The organism is Streptomyces sp. NPDC086766, assembly GCF_044746005.1.
Classification (GTDB): domain Bacteria; phylum Actinomycetota; class Actinomycetes; order Streptomycetales; family Streptomycetaceae; genus Streptomyces.
On the sequence record NZ_JBIVBI010000007.1, the window covers coordinates 177,035 to 197,326 of the forward strand.

At 74.3% G+C, this 20,292-nt stretch carries 15 protein-coding genes; 8 read left to right on the plus strand and 7 right to left on the minus strand.

Translation table 11 applies throughout. The features are described 5' to 3' along the window. The first annotated feature begins 58 nt into the window (after positions 1 to 58). The 6 genes from ACIPM1_RS16045 (at position 59) to ACIPM1_RS16070 (ending at position 8,674) form a co-directional block, all read left to right on the plus strand. Positions 59 to 658 (plus strand): general stress protein, encoded by a 600-nt coding sequence (locus ACIPM1_RS16045; protein WP_402434420.1) that lies wholly within the window; start codon positions 59 to 61, stop codon positions 656 to 658. Positions 659 to 877: 219 nt separating this feature from the next. Continuing rightward, on the plus strand, positions 878 to 2,089 hold the full coding sequence (locus ACIPM1_RS16050; protein ID WP_402434423.1) for a YbdK family carboxylate-amine ligase: 1,212 nt from the start codon (positions 878 to 880) through the stop codon (positions 2,087 to 2,089). A gap of 263 nt (positions 2,090 to 2,352) precedes the next feature. Then, positions 2,353 to 4,137, plus strand: coding sequence for an N-acetylglutaminylglutamine amidotransferase (locus ACIPM1_RS16055; protein WP_402434426.1), 1,785 nt, complete (start codon positions 2,353 to 2,355; stop codon positions 4,135 to 4,137). Next, complete coding sequence (locus ACIPM1_RS16060) at positions 4,110 to 6,905, plus strand: prolyl oligopeptidase family serine peptidase (protein ID WP_402434429.1); 2,796 nt, start codon at positions 4,110 to 4,112, stop codon at positions 6,903 to 6,905. Before ACIPM1_RS16055 ends, ACIPM1_RS16060 begins: the two co-directional genes overlap by 28 nt. A 588-nt stretch (positions 6,906 to 7,493) precedes the next feature. Beyond that, on the plus strand, positions 7,494 to 7,865 hold the full coding sequence (locus ACIPM1_RS16065) for a hypothetical protein (protein ID WP_402434432.1): 372 nt from the start codon (positions 7,494 to 7,496) through the stop codon (positions 7,863 to 7,865). Between the two features lie 185 nt (positions 7,866 to 8,050). Beyond that, complete coding sequence (locus tag ACIPM1_RS16070) at positions 8,051 to 8,674, plus strand: hypothetical protein (RefSeq protein WP_402434435.1); 624 nt, start codon at positions 8,051 to 8,053, stop codon at positions 8,672 to 8,674. A 38-nt stretch (positions 8,675 to 8,712) separates the two neighbouring features. Here ACIPM1_RS16070 and ACIPM1_RS16075 read toward each other — a convergent pair whose 3' ends face one another. After that, positions 8,713 to 9,885, minus strand: coding sequence for an AI-2E family transporter (locus ACIPM1_RS16075; protein ID WP_402434849.1), 1,173 nt, complete (start codon positions 9,883 to 9,885; stop codon positions 8,713 to 8,715). A gap of 117 nt (positions 9,886 to 10,002) precedes the next feature. After that, positions 10,003 to 10,797, minus strand: a complete 795-nt coding sequence (locus ACIPM1_RS16080; protein WP_402434438.1) for an alpha/beta fold hydrolase — start codon at positions 10,795 to 10,797, stop codon at positions 10,003 to 10,005. 61 nt (positions 10,798 to 10,858) lie between these two features. Between ACIPM1_RS16080 and ACIPM1_RS16085 the strand changes: the two genes are divergently transcribed. Beyond that, the gene (locus ACIPM1_RS16085; protein ID WP_402434441.1) at positions 10,859 to 11,278 is read left to right on the plus strand and encodes a MarR family winged helix-turn-helix transcriptional regulator; all 420 of its coding nucleotides are present in this window, start codon (positions 10,859 to 10,861) and stop codon (positions 11,276 to 11,278) included. 102 nt (positions 11,279 to 11,380) lie between these two features. Here ACIPM1_RS16085 and ACIPM1_RS16090 read toward each other — a convergent pair whose 3' ends face one another. The 5 genes from ACIPM1_RS16090 to ACIPM1_RS16110 all read right to left on the minus strand — a co-directional run bounded on the left by ACIPM1_RS16090 (position 11,381) and on the right by ACIPM1_RS16110 (position 17,248). Beyond that, positions 11,381 to 12,121: an SOS response-associated peptidase gene (locus ACIPM1_RS16090; RefSeq protein WP_402434444.1), complete on the minus strand. Its 741-nt coding sequence runs from the start codon at positions 12,119 to 12,121 to the stop codon at positions 11,381 to 11,383. 101 nt (positions 12,122 to 12,222) lie between these two features. After that, the gene (gene pflA / locus ACIPM1_RS16095; RefSeq protein WP_402434447.1) at positions 12,223 to 12,969 is read right to left on the minus strand and encodes a pyruvate formate-lyase-activating protein; all 747 of its coding nucleotides are present in this window, start codon (positions 12,967 to 12,969) and stop codon (positions 12,223 to 12,225) included. Further along, a complete protein-coding gene (gene pflB, locus ACIPM1_RS16100) occupies positions 12,966 to 15,224 on the minus strand; it encodes a formate C-acetyltransferase (protein WP_402434450.1) in 2,259 nt (752 codons plus the stop codon). The genes pflA and pflB overlap by 4 nt, the downstream gene beginning before the upstream one ends. A gap of 146 nt (positions 15,225 to 15,370) precedes the next feature. Further along, positions 15,371 to 16,291, minus strand: coding sequence for a carbamate kinase (locus tag ACIPM1_RS16105; protein WP_402434452.1), 921 nt, complete (start codon positions 16,289 to 16,291; stop codon positions 15,371 to 15,373). Positions 16,292 to 16,327: 36 nt separating this feature from the next. Continuing rightward, positions 16,328 to 17,248: a universal stress protein gene (locus ACIPM1_RS16110; RefSeq protein ID WP_356189874.1), complete on the minus strand. Its 921-nt coding sequence runs from the start codon at positions 17,246 to 17,248 to the stop codon at positions 16,328 to 16,330. A 244-nt stretch (positions 17,249 to 17,492) separates the two neighbouring features. On the opposite strand from ACIPM1_RS16110, the gene ppdK reads away from it, so the two are divergent. Continuing rightward, positions 17,493 to 20,189: a pyruvate, phosphate dikinase gene (gene ppdK / locus ACIPM1_RS16115; protein WP_402434457.1), complete on the plus strand. Its 2,697-nt coding sequence runs from the start codon at positions 17,493 to 17,495 to the stop codon at positions 20,187 to 20,189. Positions 20,190 to 20,292: the final 103 nt, after the last annotated feature.

The window sequence follows — 20,292 nt, forward strand, 5'->3', positions numbered from 1 at the left end:
GGCACCGGCACGCCGGCGCGCCGGCCCGGTGCACTCGACTCGATCACGGAGCGTGCCGATGAGCGAGCAACCGTCCCCGCCCAGCGACCGGCCGTCCCCGGTGGGCGGGCAGCCGCCCCCGGGAAGCGGGCAGCCACCCCCGGCCGGTGGTGACCAGCCCCTCCCAGCCAACGGGCCCTCCGCGGCCGGGCGGCCGGCCCCGTCCTCCGGGCGCCCGGTCGTCGGCTCCTACCCGACCTACGAAGGGGCCCAGGGGGCGGTGGACTTCCTGTCGGACAACGGCTTCCCCGTGGAGCACACCGCGATCATCGGCTCCGACCTGCGGATGGTCGAGACCGTGCTCGGCCGCCTCACCCGCGGCCGCGCCGCCCTGGCCGGAGCGGGGTCCGGAGCCTGGTTCGGGCTGCTGATCGGCCTGCTGCTCTCCCTGTTCGCGGCGGGCACCCACAACGCCGTCGTGCTGCTGCTCAGCGGCCTCGCCTACGGCGCCGTCTTCGGCGCGGTCTTCGGCTTCATCGGCCACGCGTTCACCGGAGGCCGGCGCGACTTCACCTCCCGCAGCCAGATCGTGGCCTCCCGCTACGACGTCGTGGCCGATCCCGAGGTGGCCGGGGACGCCAGGAACCTGCTCGTCAAACTCGCCTGGCGCGAGTCCTGAGGGTGCCGCGCGGGCCGGCCCCGGGCCCGGCGGCGCCGCCCACGCGGCGTCGCTCATCTGATGCCAGTGAGTCGTCAGATGTGAGCCCGAGGCTTGTGATCGCGGCAGAAGGGCACTCGGACACTCCGGACGCCGCGCACGTGGCATCACCGGTCCGCTCACGCGGCCGGGCCGCTTCGCGCGCGGCGCCCGGACAGATCAAAAGGGCTAGGGGAGATCGTGACGTTGCGCATCGGGGCAGAGGAAGAGTTCCACGTACTGGATGTGGAGAGCGGCCGACTGGTCCCACGGGCACCGGCCGTACTCGACCGCCTGAACAGTCCGGAATTCACCACCGAGTTGCAGCAGTCGGTCGTGGAGAGCAACAGCGGGGTCCACGGCACGCTGGACGACCTGTACGCGGACCTGGCCGGGGCACGGCGGCGGCTCGACGCGGCGGCCTCCTCGCTGGGCCTCGCGGTGGTCGCGGCGGGCACCGTCCCGCTGGCCCGGGTGACCTCCCGGGAGATCACCGCCGATCCGCGCTACCGGCACATGGTCGACGAGTACCGCCGGGTCGCCGACGAACAGCTCATCTGCAGCGCGCAGGTGCACGTCGACGTGCCCGACCGCGACACCGCCGTACGGGCCATGTGCCTGGTCTCGCCGTGGCTGCCGCCGCTCCTGGCGCTGTCGGCCAGTTCGCCGTTCTGGCTCGGCTCGGACACGGGGTACGCGAGCTGGCGGACCATGCTGTGGCAGCGCTGGCCCACCGCGGGCCCGGCAGGCTGCCACGCCGACGCGGGCAGCTACGACGCGGCGCTGGAGGAACTGATCCGCTCGGGCGTGATCAGCGACGCCGGGATGGTCTACCACGACGTCCGTCCCTCGGCGCACCAGCACACGCTGGAGCTGCGGATCTGCGACGCCTGCCCCCGGGTGGAGACGGTCGTGCTGGTCGCCGGGCTGTTCCGCGCCCTGGTGCGCGACGCCTGCGAGCGGCTGGCCCGCACGGACGGCCCCGGGTGCGACGGGCGCCACGACTGGCTGCGCGCCGCCTCCTGGCGCGCCGCGCGCTCCGGCCTGGAGGGGCCCCTGGTGGACCCGGCCACGCGCCGCGCCGTACCGGCCCGGGTCGCCCTGCTCGGGATGCTGGCCCGGCTGCGGCCCGCGCTGGAGGCGTCCGGCGACTGGGAGACCGTGCACGAGCTGCTGGACCGGGCCCTGGCCGAGGGGAGCGCGGCGCACCGGCTGCGGCGCGCCGCAGAGGCCGACGACCTGCTCGCCAGCGTGGACCTGATGGTCGCCGAGACGCGCGGCGCGCCCGCGCCCCGAGCGGGCGCGCCGGTCCGCAGGCCGGGGCCCGTACCGGCGCGCATCCGGGCACAGGCCCAGGCCAAGCCACAAGGACAGGCACGGACACGCCCGGTCGGCTGGGGCACGGGCGCCTGAGCCCTCGCCGCCTCGCCCGGGGTGCCCCGGGCACCCGACGCAGATCCAAGGAGAGTCGTCGACACCATGTCCTACCTCACCGCTCCCGCAGCCTCCGCCACTCCCGCCTCGTCCACCGCATCCGCCGAATCCGCCTCCGAGGCCTCCGGGCCCGCGCCCTCGGCCGACGCACGGGCCACCGTCCCCGGTCGCAGACGCGCGGCCCGGGGCGGAACGGTGCCGCCGACGGCGTACGAGGAGTTCTCGGAAAGGAGGTCCGCCTGATGTGCGGGCTCAGCGGCGAGGTCCGCTTCGACGGCGACACGCCCGACCTGGCAGCGGTCGAGCGGATGACCGACCGGCTCGCTCCGCGCGGGCCCGACGGGCGCGGGCTGTGGTCACAGGGCCCTGTCGCCCTCGGCCACCGCCGGCTGAAGATCATCGATCTCTCGGACAGCGGCGCGCAGCCGATGGCCGACCCGCGGGCGCGGATCGCCGGCGTCTTCAACGGCTGCGTCTACAACTACCGCGAGCTGCGCGACGAACTGACCGCCCTCGGACACCGGTTCTTCTCCGGCTCGGACACCGAGGTCGTGCTCAAGGCGTACCAGGAGTGGGGCACGTCCTTCGTCGAGCGCTTCTACGGCATGTTCGCCATCGCGATCGTCGAGCAGGACAGCGGGCGGGTGGTCCTGGCCCGGGACCGGCTCGGCATCAAGCCGCTCTACCTGGCCGAGACGCCGGGACGGCTGCGGTTCGCCTCGTCGCTGCCCGCGCTGCTGGCCGGCGGCGGCGTGGACACCTCGCTCGACCCGGTCGCGCTGCACCAGTACCTCAGCTGGCACGCCACCGTGGCGGCCCCGCACACCATCCTCAACGGCGTGCGCAAACTGCCGCCGGCCACCGTCCGCGTCATCGACCCGGACGGCTCCCACGCCGACCACTGCTACTGGCAGCCGGAGTACACCCGGCGCGCGGAGTACGCCGGCCTCGGCGCGGAGGACTGGACGGACGCGGTGCTGGACGCCCTGCGCACCGCGGTCCGCCGCCGGATGGTCGCCGACGTGCCGGTGGGGGTGCTGCTCTCGGGCGGCCTGGACTCCAGCCTGATCGTGGCGCTGCTGGCCGACGAGGGGCAGACCGACCTGGCCACCTTCAGCGTGGGCTTCGAGTCGGAGGGAGGCGAGGAGGGGGACGAGTTCCACTACTCGGACCTGGTGGCGCGGCACTTCGGCACCGACCACCACCAGCTGATGGTCCCCTCCGACCGGGTGTCCCGGGCCCTGGACGGGGCGGTCCTGGCGATGAGCGAACCCATGATCAGCCACGACGTGGTCGCCTTCCACCTGCTGTCCGAGCAGGTGGCCAAGGAGGTCAAGGTCGTGCAGAGCGGTCAGGGCGCCGACGAGGTCTTCGCGGGCTACCACTGGTACCCGGCCATGGCGGGGGTGTCGCGGCAGCGGGCGGCCGAGGCGTACGCCGACACCTACTTCGACCGGCCGCACGCCGACCTCGCCCACATCCTCGAACCCGCCGTGCTGCCCGGCCGGGACGTCTCCGGCGACTTCGTCCGCGCGCACATGGCGGCGCCCGGCGCGGAGACCGCCCTGGACGCGGATCTGCGGCTGGACACGCATGTGATGATGGTCGACGACCCGGTCAAGCGGGTCGACAACATGACGATGGACTGGGGCCTGGAGGCCCGGGTGCCGTTCCTCGACCACGAGCTCGTCGAGCTGGCCGCAGCCTGTCCGCCCGGGCTCAAGCTCGCCGACGGCGGCAAGGGCGTGCTGAAGGCCGCCGGCCGCAAGGTCCTGCCGCGGGAGGTCGTCGACCGGCCCAAGGGCTACTTCCCGGTCCCGGCGATCAAGCACATGGCCGGGCCGGTGCTGCACCGGGTCCGGGAGGCCCTGACCGCCCCCGAGGCCACGGCACGGGGCGTCTTCCGCCAGGACTACGTCGCCGACCTCCTCGCCGCCCCCAACGCACACCGCACCAAGCGCGGGGCGAACACCCTGTGGCAGGTAGCTTTGCTGGAGATATGGCTTCAGACGCACGGAATCCGCTGACCGGCGCGCCGACGCCGCACCCGTCCCCGCCCGGCCCGGAACCGACCGACACGGGAGGCCCCCCGATCGATCCCCGGATCACCGAGCAGGGCGGCGCGACGGAGGCGGGCGCCCGCGCCGCCACCGACGGCAACGGCAACGGCAACGGCAACGGCAACGGCAACAGCAGCACCCACGACCACGGCCCGGACCGCGACGCGAAGGCCGGCGCGCCGGGCGCGGTGCGGGACGCGGAGGGCACGGACCCGCCCGGGTCGGCGCCGGTCGCCGCCGTCGAGGACACGCCGGGAAGGACGCACGCCCGCACCGGCCCGCCGGCCGGCGCCGCACGCAGCGCGGACACGCCGGGAGCGGCGCGGAGGGGCCCGGACGCCGACACGCTGGGGCCGACACGGGACCTGTGGGCCACGGAGCTGTCCGGTGGTCAGGCCGCGGGGGTCGCGCGGGCCGCGCCGGTGGCCGTACCGCTGCCGGACACGGCGGCGCCGCACGAGGTGCCCACGGTCCTCACGGCGCACGGCTGCTGGTATCCCTCGGTGGATCCCGGGGGCCGACACGTCGCGTTCATCTGCGACCGGGCCGGTGTGCCGCAACTGTGGTCCGGGCCGGTCGACGGCGACGAGGTGCATCTGCTGGACACCACCCCGGACCCGGTGACCGAGGTCTCCTGGTCCCCGGACGGCCGGTGGATCGCCTACACGACGGCCCCGGGCGGCGGGGAGCTCACCCGGGTGCTGTGCGTACGCCCCGACGGCACCGGCCGACGCCTCCTGGGCGGCGGTGAGCCGGGAAGCTCGGCGCACCTGGGCTGCTGGCAGCACGACGGCTCGGCCGTCGCCGTGACCGTCGCCGAGTCCCACGTCCCCGGCGAGCCGGCGGGCGAGCGGGAGACCTCCGGCGCGCTCCACCACGGCGCCGCCGGTCCGGGCGCCCCGCACCCCGGCATCGCGCATCCCGGCGCCGGTCACCCGGGCATCGCCCACTCCGGCGCCACCCCTCACTCCACGCACCCCGGCATCGCGCATCCCGGGAACGCCCACCCTCGTACCGCCCGTCTCGCCGCGGACACCGCGGCCTCCTCCCACCGGGTCGGTCCACAGGCCCCCGCGCACAACGAGGCGCCCACCCCGGGCTTCCTCGTCGGGGCCCTCGCCACGCCGCGCGGCCCGGCCGTCGACGGGCTCGTCTCCCCGGGGGGCGAGCGGATCGTCTCCCCCGAGGCGGCGCCGCCCAAGACGCTGTCGGCCTACCTGGTCGACCCGGAGAGCCTGTCCGCCCCCGTGCTGCTGGCCAGCGAACGCGGGGCCGCCACCCTGCGCGTGTGCGACCTGAGCCGGGACGGCCGGCTCGCGCTGGTGCGCCGGGGCCCGCGAGGCAACCGCGAGGCCCTCGTCGTCCGGGTCCGCGACCTGCGGGTGACCTGCACGCAGCGGGTCGCCGACGGCGATCCCTGGATCGGCGGCTTCTCGCCGGACGGCCGTACCCTCTGGCTGCGCAGCGACCACCGCCGGGAGTACGCGGCCCTCTACGCGGTCCGGCTCGACGCGCGGGGCCGGCGGGTGGACCTGGCCGTGGTGGCGCAACGCGACCACTGCGATCTGGAGTTGCTGGAGCTGGACCGCAACGGCCGGGGCGCCGTGCTGTGCTGGAACATACGGGGCGTCAGCGAACTGGAGGTCGCCGCGCTGCGCTCCCCGGGCGCTCGGGACGGGCGTACCGGGGTCTCCGGGGACACGGCGGTGGAGGCGGCTCCCTCACCGCCGCGTCCCGTCGGGAGCGCGGTGCCCGGCGCGGTGGTGGGCCCGTCGCGCGCCGTGAGGCTGCCGCACGAGGTGGTCACCCGGGTGGCCGCCCTGGCCGACCCGGACGCCCCGGTCGTGGCCCTGTCCGGTTCGCAGCGCCGCCCCGGCGTGTGGTGGCTGCCCCAGGGCGCCGCGCTGCGCACCCCCTGGTCGGCCGCCGACCGGGACACGGTTCCCGGCCATCGGCCTCCGGTGCGACCGGTGCCGGTGCATCCGCTCGCCCGGGACGGGCTGACACTCGGCGGCTGGTACTACCGTGCGCCCGGCCGCTCGCCCGGCGAGCCGGCGCCGTGCGTGGTGCATCTGCACGGCGGCCCCGAGGAGCAGGAGCGCCCGGAGTTCCACCCGCTCTACCACGAGTTGCTGGGCCGGGGGCTGGACGTCTTCGCCCCCGACGTGCGCGGCTCCTCGGGGCACGGCCGCTCCTTCGTCGACGCGGACCTGGGCACGGGGCGGTTCGCCGCCCTCGACGACGTGGCCGACTGCGCGGCCCACGTGGTCCTGGCGGGCCTCGCCGATCCGCGCCGGCTGGCCGTGATGGGGCGCTCCTACGGCGGCTACCTCACGATGGCGTCGCTGGTGTGGCATCCGGACCTGTTCCGCACCGGTGTGGCGGTCTGCGGGATGTCGGACTTCGCGACCTTCTTCGCGGGCACCGAGCCGTGGATCGCCGAGTCGGCCGCCCACAAGTACGGGCACCCGGACCGCGACCGCGACCTGCTGCGCGCCCTGTCGCCGATGAGCCGCGTGGACGCGCTGCGCGTCCCGGTGCTCGCCGTGCACGGCGAGCACGACACCAACGTGCCGCCGGGCGAGTCCGAACAGTTCGTCCGGGCGGCCCGGGAGCGCGGGCTGGAGGCGGAGATCCTGGTCCTGCGCGAGGAGGGCCACGACTTCCGGCGCGCGGACAACCGCCGTCTGTTCCGCAGGACCGCCGCCGACTGGATGGAGCGGTACCTCGGCTAGCGCCCCCTCAGGCGGCGGCGTCCGAGCCGCCGGTGGCGTGCGGTCGGCGGGAGGGACGGGGCCGGGATCCTGCCTTCTGCTCCGTCCGGGTGGCGCACGGGGCGCCGGGCCGGTCCCACGGCCGGAATTCGTACCCCGTGCGATGCCGCCGAGGACACCGCGGACACGCTGCGAGTCGGGCCCGCCACGCTGAGTCACGAAACATGCCCGAGCGTCGAACTGCCCCGTCCCCGCCCGGAAATTGACCGCAGGGGGGCGATTCCGGCCGGACGATTCCGGCCGGGGGCGCGGGTGTTGTCCGGATCGCCCGCTCGAGATGCCGACTCGCCGACGGGCGGCTAGCGTCGATAAGTGAGAGCCGCAACGGGGGCACGCCCCGTCCGGCAGGTCCTCCAACGGGGGCCGTGGTCGCAGCGTCCGTCCACGGATCTGTCCGTGGCCGGCACGGCGGCGTCGGAAGCCGAGACGTGCTCTAGACAACAGACATGCGGCGACGCCTACGACCGCGCCGCTCTCCCCAAGGGCGGCGGCGGCCATCCATCTCGCGCCCTGTACAACGCGCGAGACGATGGACAGAAAGGTATTCCCATGCGAGCACAGCGCGTGAAGCGTCTCTTCGCGGTCTCGGCGGCCGGCGTTCTGATGGCCGGTGGCGCCGCGATCGGCACGGCGGGAACGGCTTCGGCCGCCCCCCAGAGTCACAGCACCCTCAGCACCTACAGCTCCCACCACTACAACCGCTACTGCGGCTACTGGAACAACTGGTGGTGGGACGACGACGACTGCTACTACTACCGCCACCACCACAACAACTACTGGTACTGGTACGACCACGACTACGGGTACCACGGGTACTACAACCACGGGTACTACAACCACGGGTACGACCACGGCGGGTACAACCACGGAGGCGGGGGCTACGGAGGCCACGGAGGCCACGGAGGCCACGGAGGTCGCTGACCCCACCACCCACTGAAGTCACGGTGTGCGGTTCCTTCACCGGAGCCGCACACCGCGGCACGTCAGGGCCCACCGCGTACCGCGGCACATGGTGACAAGGTGTCAAGATCTGCCAGCCGTACAGCCTGCGCCACCCGCGCACCTTGCGCCACCGCCCGGAGCCGCCCCGGGCCCGGAGAGAGCTCATGGAACATCAGGCCGCGACTGAGGCGGCGTCACAGCGGACCGTCGGCACGAGCAGCGTCTTCTACTCGTTCGCCCCCTGGATCATCTTCGGCGTCGTCGCCGGTCCCAGCACCTGGGAGTACGCGGCCCTGGCCGCGCTGGTCGCCGCGATCGGGCTGTCCGGCCGGGATTTCGCCAGTGGCCGCTTCCACCTCCTCGACATGACGGGCATCGCCTTCTTCGCCGTGCTGGCGGTGCTCGCGCTCGCCCTGGACCGGCAACAGCTCTACGGAGTGGAGGAGTACGCGCAGGTCATCTCCAACGGTGTGGTGGCCCTGGTCGCCCTCGCCTCGCTGTTCTTCGACCCGTTCACGGCGCAGTACGCCCGGCAGAGCACACCGCCTCACCTGTGGCACTCCCCCATCTTCCGGCACGTCAACATCGTCCTCACCGCGACCTGGGGAGCGGTGTTCGCCGCCATGGCCCTCCTGAGCTGGCTGGCCCTGCGGGTCCCGTCCGCGGCCGACTGGCTCAACTGGGTCCTCCCCGTCGTCCTGCTGATCTGGGCGATCAAGTTCACCCAGCGCTACCCGGGCGCCTACCGCGGCCGGGCCCTCGCGGACCAGTCCCCCACCCCGTCCTGAGCCGGCCCCCGCGCCCCGCCCGGCAGGCCGGCGATGGCTCACGGCGGCACGGAGCGCAGGGCGCGCAGCACGGCCCAGACGACCGAGACGAAGGGAACGGCGACGACGGCGCCGATGACGCCCGCGACGATGGTGCCCGCGATGACGGCGACGGCGACGACGAGCGGATGGAGCCGGACCGCCCAGCTCATCACCAGCGGATGCAGCACGTGCCCTTCCAGCTGGCCGATGACCACGATGAGCACGAGCACGGCCGCGGCCGTGAGCGGGCCGCGCCCGGCGAGGGCGACCACCGTGGCCACCGCGAGCGCCACCGGGGAGCCGACCAGCGGGATGAACGTGGCGAAGAACTCCAGCAGCGTCAGCGGCAGCGCGAGCGGCACCCGTAGCAGGAACAGCGCGACGCCGACGAGTACGGCGTTGGTGGCGGCCACGATGATGATGCCGCGCGTGTACCCGGCGAACGTCCCCCAGGCCGCGCGCCCGGCCCGGTCCCAGGCCGCGCGGGCGGGGGCGGGCAGCAGCTGGTCGCGCCCCCAGGCCCACAGGCCCTCGCCGGAGTGGATGAAGAAGACGGAGGCGAAGAGGGCGAGCGCGCCGCCGGTGATCACCTCGACGACCCGGCCGAATCCGCTGACGGCGCTGCTGAGCAGTCTGCCCCGGTGGGTGGAGAGGTAGGACAGGAGCTGGCGCTGGAGCTCGGAGAGCGTGCCGGGTCCGAGGCGGAACGGCGGGCGCTGGAGCCACTGTTCGATCTGGCGCACGCCGCCGCGGAACTCTCCGGTCAGCCTGGCCGATTCGCCCGCCACCGCGTTGCCGACCAGGGCGAGCACGGCGAACAGGACCAGCATGCTGCCCACGAGGGCCACGGCGACGCTCAGCGATCTCGGCAGCCGGCGGTTCAGCAGGTCGGCCAGGGGGCGCAGGACCGAGGTGATGACGAGGGCGAGGAACAGGGCCACGGCCACGAGCTGGAAGCGGCCGAGGACGGTGAAGACGCCGTAGACGACGACACCGACGAGAACGAGGCGCCAGGCGTAGGCGGCGGCGATCCGCAGCCAGGGCACCGTGAACTCGGCCGCCGAGGGGGCCGGGCCGGGGCGGTGGCGCGGTCCGATCCGCACGGCGTGCGCGGGCCGGCTGCCCAGCACCTCTCCGCCGGGCCGGCGCGCCCGGCCCCGCCCGGCCGCCGGGCCGCCCGCATCCGTCACCACGCCTCCCGTCGCCGACCGGCGCCCACCTCACGTCACGTCACTTCTAGAGCACGGTAAGCACAAGCCGGCCGGGCGGCACGGCGCGGCGCGTCCGGGTGGGCGAGCGCCGGGTGGTCAGCGGGCGGCCCCGGTGCCCGTGTGCCGCAGGTGGGCGTCGACCAGGGCGAGGGTGGCGTCGGGCCGCTCGATCTGCGGCAGGTGCCCGGCCCCGGGGACGACCTCCAGCCGGCCGTCTCCGAAGGCGCGGGCGTACGCCGCTCCGTACGCGGGGGTCACGACGCGGTCGCTCTCCCCCCACAGCAGCAGGGCGGGCCGGTCGACCCGGCCGAGCCGGCGCAGCAGCTTGGGGTCGTGCATGTAGGGGTCGCCGGCGAGGGTGCGCAGGGTGGCCATGTTGGCCCGTCGGACGGCGAGCTCACCGGCCGGGATGCCGGCGGGGTCGACGTGGTACCGGTCGGGGTCGTGCCAGGAGTGCTCGGCGAGGGCGCGGGCGTCGAGGGCGAAGACGTCGGTGATCGGTTCGGACGGGACGTGCACGCCGACGGCGTCGATGAGGACCAGACCGGTGACGAGGCCCACCGTGTCGCGCACCGCCATCTCGGCGGCGATCCAGCCGCCGAACGAGGAGCCGACCACCAGGACGTCGGCCAGGCCGCGGTCGTGCAGCAGGTGCAGATAGGCGAGGGCGAGGTCGTCGGCGCCGGTGAGCCAGTCGGGGCGGGGGGTGCCGTCCCAGCCGGGATGTACGGGGGTGAGGGCGTGGGCGGTCCGGGAGAGGTGGGCGGCGAGGCCGGCGACGGTGGCGCGGCCCCCGCCGCCGTGCAGGACGAGCACGGGCCGTCCCGCGCCGGCTTCGGACAGGGTGAGGGGCAGGTCGGCGTACACGTCCGCCGTGTGGTCTGTGGGCATGACGCCACCTTAACTAAACATGCTTATATAAGCTAGCTTGGTCATGGCGTAGACTCGGCACATGCATGGTGACCTGCAAGCACTCGGAAGAGCCGTCAAGCTGGCCCAGTACCGGCAGCATCGGGCGCTCGACGGCGCCCTGTCGTCCGCCGGGACGACGCTCGCCCAGTGGGACGCGCTGCGGGCGATCGGCCGCACTCCGGGAGCCTCCGCCCGCGAGCTGGCCGGGGCGACCTTCCAGAGCGAGCAGGCGTTCGGGACCCTGGTCGGCCGGCTGACGGCGCAGGGACTGGTGGAGCGCCGTCCGGGTCGCGGCCGCCGGATCGAGCACCACCTCACTCCTCAGGGCGAGAAGGTCCTGGCCGCGGGCCACCGGATCGCCGACGAGGTGCTCGCCTCGTGCTTCGCCGCGCTGTCCGGGCGGGAGCGCGCGGACCTGCTCGAGCTGCTGCGGCGCCTCACGGCCGACGTGGAGGGGTGAGCGCCGCTACCGCGCCCGCTCCGGAGGGATGAGCGCCGCCACGGCGTCCGCTGCGGAGGGCCGGGCGGCGCCACGCCGTCCGCCGAGAAGGGCCGGGCGGCGCTACGGCGTCTGCTCCGCCACGAGCTCCGGGCCGTTGTTGCGCACGTTGTTGACGGCCGTGGAGACCGGCCGGGCGTCCAGGTGCCCGCCGGCCGGCGGGCCGAGCAGCTCGCGCAGCCCGGCGACGTCCTCGTGCCGCGGGTCGAGCCAGGCGTCGTAGTGGTCCGGGCTGAGGGCGAGCGGCATCCGGGGATGGACGCGGCCGGCCGCGTCGGTGGCCTCGGTGGTGATGATGGTGCAGGTCACCAGCCAGGCGGCGGGGTCGTCGTCCCGCGCGACCGCCGGGTCGCGCCAGTACGCGTACAGCCCGGCGAACGCCATGAGCCCCCCGTCCTCGGGGTGGATGTAGTACGGCTGCTTGCGCACCCTGCCGGTGTCCGGCGCCTCGATCCGCTCCCACTCGTAGAAGCCGTCGGCGGGCAGCAGGCAGCGGTGCCGGCGGAAGGCGCGACGGAAGGCGGGCTTCTCGTGCACGGTCTCCACCCGCGCGTTGATCATCCGCGCGCCGGTCTTCACGTCCTTCGCCCAGGAGGGCACCAGCCCCCAGCGCAGCGGGCGCAGCTCCCGGCGGATCCGCCCGCCGCCGTCCTCGCGCGGGGCGCGCTCCAGGACGGCCCAGACGTCGTCGGTCGGGGCCACGTTCCAGCTCGGCGCGAGCGTCTCCTCGGGGCGCCACTCGGTGACCCCGAAGTGCTGGACCAGGTCCTCGGGACGGCGGGTGGAAGCGTAGCGGCCGCACATGCCGCCAGGGTGCCACGGGAGCGCGGCCGCCGTACGGGACGCCCCGCCGGACGGGCGCGCCGGTCGGCGAGCGGCGACACCCCGCCGGAGGGGCGTACCGGTCAGTGGGCGGCCACGCCCCGCTCGTGGAACCGCCGCCGGACCCGTTCGGTCAGCGCCGGGTCCGGGACCGGGTTGTCGCGCAGCGGGAAGGGGATGCCGAGGGCGTCGTACTTGGCCGCGCCGAGCTTGTGGAAGGGCAGCACGTCGACCCGTTCGACGCTGTCCAGGCCAACCACGAAGCGGGCGAGGCCGTCGACCGCCTCCGGGTCGTCCGTCCAGCCGGGGACCAGGACGTAGCGGATCCAGGTACGGACGCCGAGCCGGTCCAGGCGGGTGGCGAAGTCGAGGGTCGGGGACAGCGCGCCGCCGGTGAGTCTGCGGTAGGTGGCCGCGTCGAAGGACTTGACGTCCAGCAGCACCAGATCGGTGTCGGCGAGCATCCCGTCCGTGGCCCGCGCCCCGAGGAGGCCGGAGGTGTCGAGGGCCGTGTGCAGTCCCTGTTCCTTGCAGCGGCGCAGGACCGCCCCGGTGAAGGCCGGCTGGAGCAGCGGCTCCCCGCCGGTGAGGGTGACCCCTCCGCCCGCGGTGGTGACGAAGTCGCGGTACTTGCCGATCTCGGCCATCACCTCGTCGACCGTGGCCCGGCGTCCGTCCCGCATGTGCCAGGTGTCGGGGTTGGCGCAGTACAGGCAGCGCAGCGGGCAGCCGCTGACGAAGAGCACGAACCGGGTCCCGGGACCGTCCACGCCGGTGGACAGGTCCCAGGAGTGGATCCGGCCGGTGAGCGCGCCGGGCACGGCGGTCACAGCGAGCCGTGGAAGGTGCGGCTGATCACGTCGAGCTGCTGCTCCCGGGTCAGGCGGACGAAGTTGACGGCGTAGCCGGAGACCCGGATGGTCAGCTCGGGGTACTTCTCCGGGTGCTCCATCGCGTCCTCCAGGGTGGCCCGGTCCAGCACGTTGACGTTCATGTGGAAGCCGCCCGCCGACATGTAGGCGTCGAGGATGCCGACCAGATGGCCGGCGCGCTCGGCGGGCACGTGCCCCAGCCCCTCGGGGGTGATCGTCGTGGTCAGCGAGATCCCGTCCCGGGCCTGCTCGTACGGCAGCTTCGCCACCGACAGCGCCGAGGCGGCGACCCCGTGCCGGTCGCGGCCGTTCATCGGGTTGGCGCCGGGCGCGAAGGGCTCTCCGGCGCGCCGGCCGTCGGGGGTGTTGCCGGTGTGCCTGCCGTAGACCACGTTGGAGGTGATGGTCAGCACGGACTGGGTGTGCTCGGCGTCCCGGTAGGTGGGGTGCCGGCGCACCTTCGCCATGAACGACTCGACCAGGTCGACGGCGAGCCGGTCGGCGCGGTCGTCGTTGTTGCCGTACGCCGGGTACTCCCCCTCGACCGCGTAGTCGACGGCGAGCCCGGTCTCGTCCCGGATCACCCTGACCCGGGCGTGCTTCACGGCGGACAGGCTGTCCGCGGCGACCGACAGACCGGCGACGCCGCAGGCCATGAAGCGGTGCACGGGGTGGTCGTGCAGGGCCATCTCGACGCGCTCGTAGGCGTACTTGTCGTGCATGTAGTGGATGACGTTGAGCGCGTCGACGTAGGTCCCGGCCAGCCAGTCCAGCACGCGGTCGTACGCCGCCGAGAGTTCCTCGTAGTCCAGGTACTCCCCCGTCAACGGCGGCATGGCGGGCGCCACCTGATCACCCGTCATCTCGTCGCGGCCGCCGTTGACCGCGTAGAGCAGGGCCTTGGCGAGGTTGACCCGGGCGCCGAAGAACTGCATCTGCCGGCCGACCGCCATGGCCGAGACGCAGCAGGCGATCGCGGTGTCGTCGCCGGTCCGCGGGCGCGTCAGGTCGTCCGACTCGTACTGGACGGCGCTGGTGTCGATGGAGACCCGGGCGCAGAACTCCTTGAATGCGGCGGGCAGCCGGGGCGACCACAGGACGGTCAGGTTGGGTTCGGGGGCCGGTCCCAGGTTGTACAGGGTCTGCAGGAAGCGGAAGGAGGTGCGGGTGACCAGAGTGCGGCCGTCGGCGCCGATGCCGCCGATGGACTCCGTCACCCAGGTGGGGTCGCCGGAGAACAGGGCGTCGTACTCGGGCGTGCGCAGGAACCGCACGATGCGCAGCTTGACGACGAAGTCGTCGACCAGTTCCTGGGCGCGGCTCTCGTCGATGGCTCCCTCCGCCAGGTCGCGCTGGAGGTAGACGTCGAGGAACGTCGAGGTGCGGCCCAGCGACATCGCGGCGCCGTTCTGCTCCTTCACGGCGGCGAGGTAACCGAGGTACAGCCACTGCACCGCCTCGCGCGCGGTGACGGCGGGGCGGGTGACGTCGCAGCCGTAGGACGCCGCCATCCGCGCGAGTTCGCCCAACGCCCTTATTTGCTCGGCGAGTTCTTCGCGGTCGCGGATGACGTGCTCGGTGGAGGGGCGGGCGTCCAGCAGGGCACGCTCGGCGCGCTTGGCCTCGATCAGCCGGTCGGTGCCGTACAGCGCGACGCGCCGGTAGTCGCCGATGATCCGGCCGCGGCCGTAGGCGTCCGGCAGGCCGGTGATGATCCCCGCCTTGCGGGCGGCCCGCATCGCCGGGGTGTAGGCGTCGAAGACGCCGTCGTTGTGGGTCTTGCGGTACGTGCCGAACACCTCGGTGACGAAGGGGGCGGGCTCGTACCCGTACGCCTTCAGGCTGTTCTCCACCATGCGCAGGCCGCCGTTGGGCATGATCGCCCGCTTCAGCGGGGCGTCGGTCTGCAGGCCGACGATCAGCTCCCGGTCCCGGTCGATCCAGCCGGGGGCGTGCGAGGTGATGGTCGACGGGGTGGCGGCGTCGACGTCGAGGACGCCCTTGCGGCGCTCCTCGGGGAACAGCGCGCCGACCTTCCCCCAGACGGCCAGAGTCCGCTCGGTGGGGCCGGCCAGGAACTCCGGACCGCCCTCGTACGGCGTGTAGTTGGCCTGGACGAAGTCACGGACGTCGATGCGTGCGCGCCACTCGGTCCCGGCGAAGTGCCGCCAGGCCTCGGCGGTACGGGCTCCGGCTGTCACCGTCGCGGTCATCACGGGGTCCTCTCCCTGAGCACTTGTCCCACCGTCGATCCTCGTCGTCCGCGCCGATCACGGGGAGTGCCCAACAGCGCCGTGTGCCGCCCCCAACGGCCCCTGCCGCGGGGGACCTTCGGCCCGTGCGCGGGGCCGCCCGCCGGTCAGCCCACCGCCAGGTCGGGGCGGACCAGCGTGCCCGACCTGCCGTGCACGATCTCGTAGGCGGCGTCGAGGGCGCCGATCGCGGCGAGGGCTCCGGTCCCCGCCACGAAGCGGGCCGCCGCCTCGGCCTTGGGCCCCATCGTGTCGCCGGCGTAGTGGCCGGCCCGCAGCTGCCCCGGCGTGGCGTCGAGGACGGGCCGCTGGCCGGGCGTGCCGAAGTCCGCGTAGACGTTCGGCACGTCGGTGAGGATCAGCAGGAAGTCGGCCTTGAGGTCCTGGGCGAGCCGCGCGGCGGCGAGGTCCTTGTCGACGACCGCCTCGGTGCCGCCCAGGACGCCCTGGTCGCCGGTCACGCAGACGCCTCCGCCGCCCGAGCAGACGACCAGGGTGCCGCTGCCGACCAGTTCCTGGACGGTCTCCGTCTCCAGGATCCGCTCGGGGGACGGTGAGGGGACGACCCGGCACCAGCCGCCGTGGCCGTCCTCGGCGATGTGCCAGCCGCGGAACCGGGCGAAGGCATGGGCCAGTTCGCGGGGGTAGGACGGGCCGATGGGCGTGCTCGGCCGTGCGAACGCCCGGTCGTCGCCGCGCACCACGGTGTGCGTCACGAGCGCGGCGACCCGGTGTCCGGGCAGCGCGTCGTGCAGGGCACGCGCCAGCAGGGAGCCGATCATGCCCTGGGTCTGGGCGGTGAGCAGATCCAGCGGATACGGGGCGGACAGCTCGGGGTCGACCGTGCTCTCCTCGGCGAGCAGGCCGATCTGCGGCCCGTTGCCGTGGGTGACCACGAGGTCGTGCTCGTGGGCCAGGGGGGCGATCGCGGTGGCCACCCGGATGACGTTCGCCCGCTGGACGTCCCCGTCCGGACGGTCGCCGCTCAGCAGCAGGGCGTTGCCGCCGAGGGCGATGACGATGCGCATGGATCTCGGTCCTTCTGGTGCTCGGGGGCGGGTGGCTCAGGAGTGCGGGACCACGGCCACCGGGGCGGCCACGTGGTGCAGTACCGCGTGCGCGACGGGCCCGGTGTGGGCGCCCAGGCGGCCGCCGCCGGTGCGGCGCCCCACCACCACCAGACCGGCGCCGGCGGCGGCGCGCACCAGCACCGCTCCGGCCCGTCCTTCGGCGACGGTCTCGGTCACCGGGACTCCGGGGTACTTCTCGCACCAGGGACGCAGCACCGCGGCGACGGCACGCTCCTCGGCCGCGAGCACCTCGGGGCCGGCCGCCGGGCCCGGCGCGGCGCCGGGGCCCGGGCCGGGACCGGCGGGCGGCGGCGCCCTGAAGGCGTGCACGACGCGCAGGCCGGTGTCGCGCCGCCGGGCGGCGTCGAAGGCGAACTCGAGCAGTTCGTCGCAGGGGTGGGCGATGTCGAGGCCGAGGACGACCGCGCGGAACGGGGTCTGCGGTATCTCCTCCGGGGCCACCCCGTCGACGGCCGGCAGGTGCTCGGCGGCGGTGCTCTGCCCGGCCCGCACCAGCACCACCGGACAGGGGGCGCGGCCCACCACGCGATGGGAGACCGAGCCGGTCACGAAGCCCGCCACGCTGCCGAGCCCGAGCGAGCCGAGCACCAGCAGCTCCGCCTCGCCGGCCGCCTCGAGCAGCGCGGAGACCGGGGTGCCGCGCACCAGGCGCCGGGTGATCTCCAGGCCGGGATGCGCGGCGTGCACGCTGTGCACGGCCTCCTTCAGCACCACCTCGGCCCATCCGCGTTCGCTGGTGCCCAGGGGCACGTACGGCGCCGGGCGGGGGTGCGGCAACCAGGCGTGCACGAGGGTGAGCCCGGCGCCCCGGCGCAGGGCCTCCTGGGCCGCCCAGTGCGCGGCCGCCAGACTTTCGGGGGATCCGTCGATCCCCGCCGTGACGTTGCGAAGCATGACCTGCCCCTCCCGGCTCCGGGCCCGTGGGCCCTCCTGTGTACCGAGCCTGCGGCGCGGGGCGGCTCGCGCCCAAGGGCCGCACAGTCCTCCCCCGGGTCCTTTGGTCCCGGCCGGCGGTCGGCCCGCGCTCCCGGCCGGGGCCGACCGGCCCCCCGCCCGGGACACCCGGCACCTCCCCGGCCCCGGCGGCCCGGCAGACGCTGGAACGGACAGGGCCCGCAGAGCCGAGGAGCGCAGCGTCATGGTCCGTTACGTGTACGACTTCACGGAGGGCGGTCGTGACCAGGCCGGCCTGCTCGGCGGCAAGGGCTCGAACCTGGCCGAGATGACCCGGCTGGGGCTGCCCGTCCCCCCGGGGTTCACCCTCACCACCGACGCGTGCCGGGTCTTCCTCGCCACCGGGGCCGAGCCCGAGGGCATGGCGCGCGAGGTCTCCGAGCACCTGGCGGCCGTGGAGAGTGCGGCCGGGCGGCGGCTCGGGCAGCCGGACGACCCGCTGCTGCTGTCGGTGCGCTCCGGAGCACGGTTCTCCATGCCGGGCATGATGGAGACCATCCTCGACATCGGCCTCAACGACGACTCGGTGCTGGGACTGGCGAAGGTCTCCGGGAACGAGCGCTTCGCCTGGGACTCCTACCGCCGTCTCGTGCAGATGTTCGGCAGCACGGTGATGGGGGTGGACGGCGCGCTGTTCGAGCAGGCCCTCGCCCTGCTGAAGGACCTGCGCGGTGCTCCCGACGACGTGCACCTCGACGCCGCCGACCTGGCCCAGCTGGTGGAGACGTACAAGAACCTGATCCACCTGGAGACCGGGGAGTACTTCCCGCAGTCCCCCGCCGAGCAGCTGCGCCGGGCGATCCTCGCCGTCTTCCGGTCCTGGAACGCCGAGCGGGCCCGGCTGTACCGGCGGCGCGAGCACATCCCCGACGACCTCGGCACCGCGGTCAACGTGCAGCGCATGGTCTTCGGCAACCTCGGCCCCGACTCCGGCAGCGGTGTCGCCTTCACCCGCGACCCGGCCACCGGGCGCCCCGGCCTGTACGGCGACTACCTGCAGAACGCCCAGGGCGAGGACGTCGTCTCCGGCATCCGCAACACCGTGTCCCTGGCCGACCTGGAACGCCTGGACCCGCGGTCGTACGCACAACTGCGCGAGCACATGGAGACGCTGGAGCGGCACTACCGGGACCTGTGCGACATCGAGTTCACCATCGAACGCGGCACCCTGTGGATGCTGCAGACCCGGGTGGGCAAGCGCACCGCCGAGGCCGCCTTCGCCATCGCCGCCGAGCTGACCGACGAGGGGCTCGTCACCGCCGACGAGGCCCTGGCCCGGGTGAGCGGCGAGGGACTGGCCCGGCTGATGTTCCCGCGCTTCGACTCCACCGCGACCGGTGAGCCGCTCGCCCACGGCATCGCGGCCTCGCCGGGCGCGGCGGTCGGCGCGGCGGTCTTCGACTCCGCCGAGGCGGTGCGGCGGGCCGCGGCCGGCGACCAGGTGGTGCTGGTGCGGCAGGAGACCACCCCGGACGATCTGCCCGGCATGGTCGCCGCGCAGGCGGTGCTCACCAGCCGGGGCGGCAAGACCAGTCACGCGGCGGTCGTCGCCCGCGGCATGGGCAAGGTGTGCGTGTGCGGCGCGGAGGAGCTCGCCGTCGACACCGGGGTCCGGCGTCTGACCACCCGGGACGGCACCGTCGTCGAGGAGGGCACGGTGCTCTCGGTGGACGGCTCCGCCGGCGCGGTCTACCTGGGCACGGTGCCGCTGGTCGACTCCGCGGTCATCCGGTACCTGGAGGACGGTGCCGTGGACGAGGCCTCGGCGCAGGTGGTCGACGCGGTCGCCCGTGCCCTGGACCGGGCCGACACGGTCAGCCGGCTGGAGGTGCGGGCCAACGCCGACACACCCGAGGACGCCGCCCGGGCGCGGCGGTTCGGGGCCCGCGGCATCGGCCTGTGCCGCACCGAGCACATGTTCCTGGGCGAGCGCCGCAAGCTGGTCGAGGAGATGATCCTGGCCGCCACGGACGCCGAGCGGGACCGCGCGCTCCAGGCTCTGCTACCGCTCCAGCGGCAGGACTTCGCCGGGATCCTGGAGGCGATGGACGGCCTGCCGGTCACCATCCGGCTGCTGGACCCGCCGCTGCACGAGTTCCTGCCCGACCGCACCGAGCTGGCCACCCGTATCGCGGCGGCCGAGGCGCGCGGCGACCGGCCCGACCCGCACGACGCCGAACTGCTCGACGCGGTGAACCGGATGCACGAGGAGAACCCGATGCTGGGCCTGCGGGGCGTGCGCCTGGGCCTGGTGGTGCCCGGACTGGTCGCCATGCAGGTGCGCGCCGTCGCGGAGGCCGTGGTGGCCCGCACCCGGGCCGGCGGCGCCCCCCGGGCGGAGATCATGGTCCCCCTGGTCGGGGACGTCACGGAGCTGCGGCTGGTGCGCGAGGACGTGGCGCGGGTGCTGGCCGAGGTCTCCGAGGAGTCCGGTGTGGCGGTCGCCTGCCCGGTCGGCACCATGATCGAACTTCCCCGGGCGGCGCTCACGGCGGGCCGGATCGCCGAGGAGGCGGAGTTCTTCTCCTTCGGCACCAACGACCTGACCCAGACCACCTGGGGGTTCTCCCGCGACGACGTGGAGGCCGCGTTCTTCTCGGCCTACCTCGACAAGGGCGTCTTCCCCGCCTCGCCGTTCGAGACGATCGACCGCGACGGCGTGGGCCGCCTGGTCCGGATCGGCGTCGAGGAGGGCCGCGCCACCCGGCCGGACCTGAAGATCGGCGTCTGCGGCGAGCACGGCGGCGACCCGGAGTCCGTGCACTTCTTCCACGCCGCCGGCCTGGACTACGTCTCCTGCTCGCCGTTCCGGGTGCCGGTGGCGCGTCTGGAGGCCGGGCGGGCCGCTCTGGAGGGAACCGACGTGAGCGACACCAGGTGAGCGGGACTCCCGGCCCCTGTCCCCGGGTCGGCCGGCCCTGGGGCAGGGGCGGGGACACGCAGCAGTCTTGAGCCGCTGCCCGAACGATCAGAAGGAGTGGAGC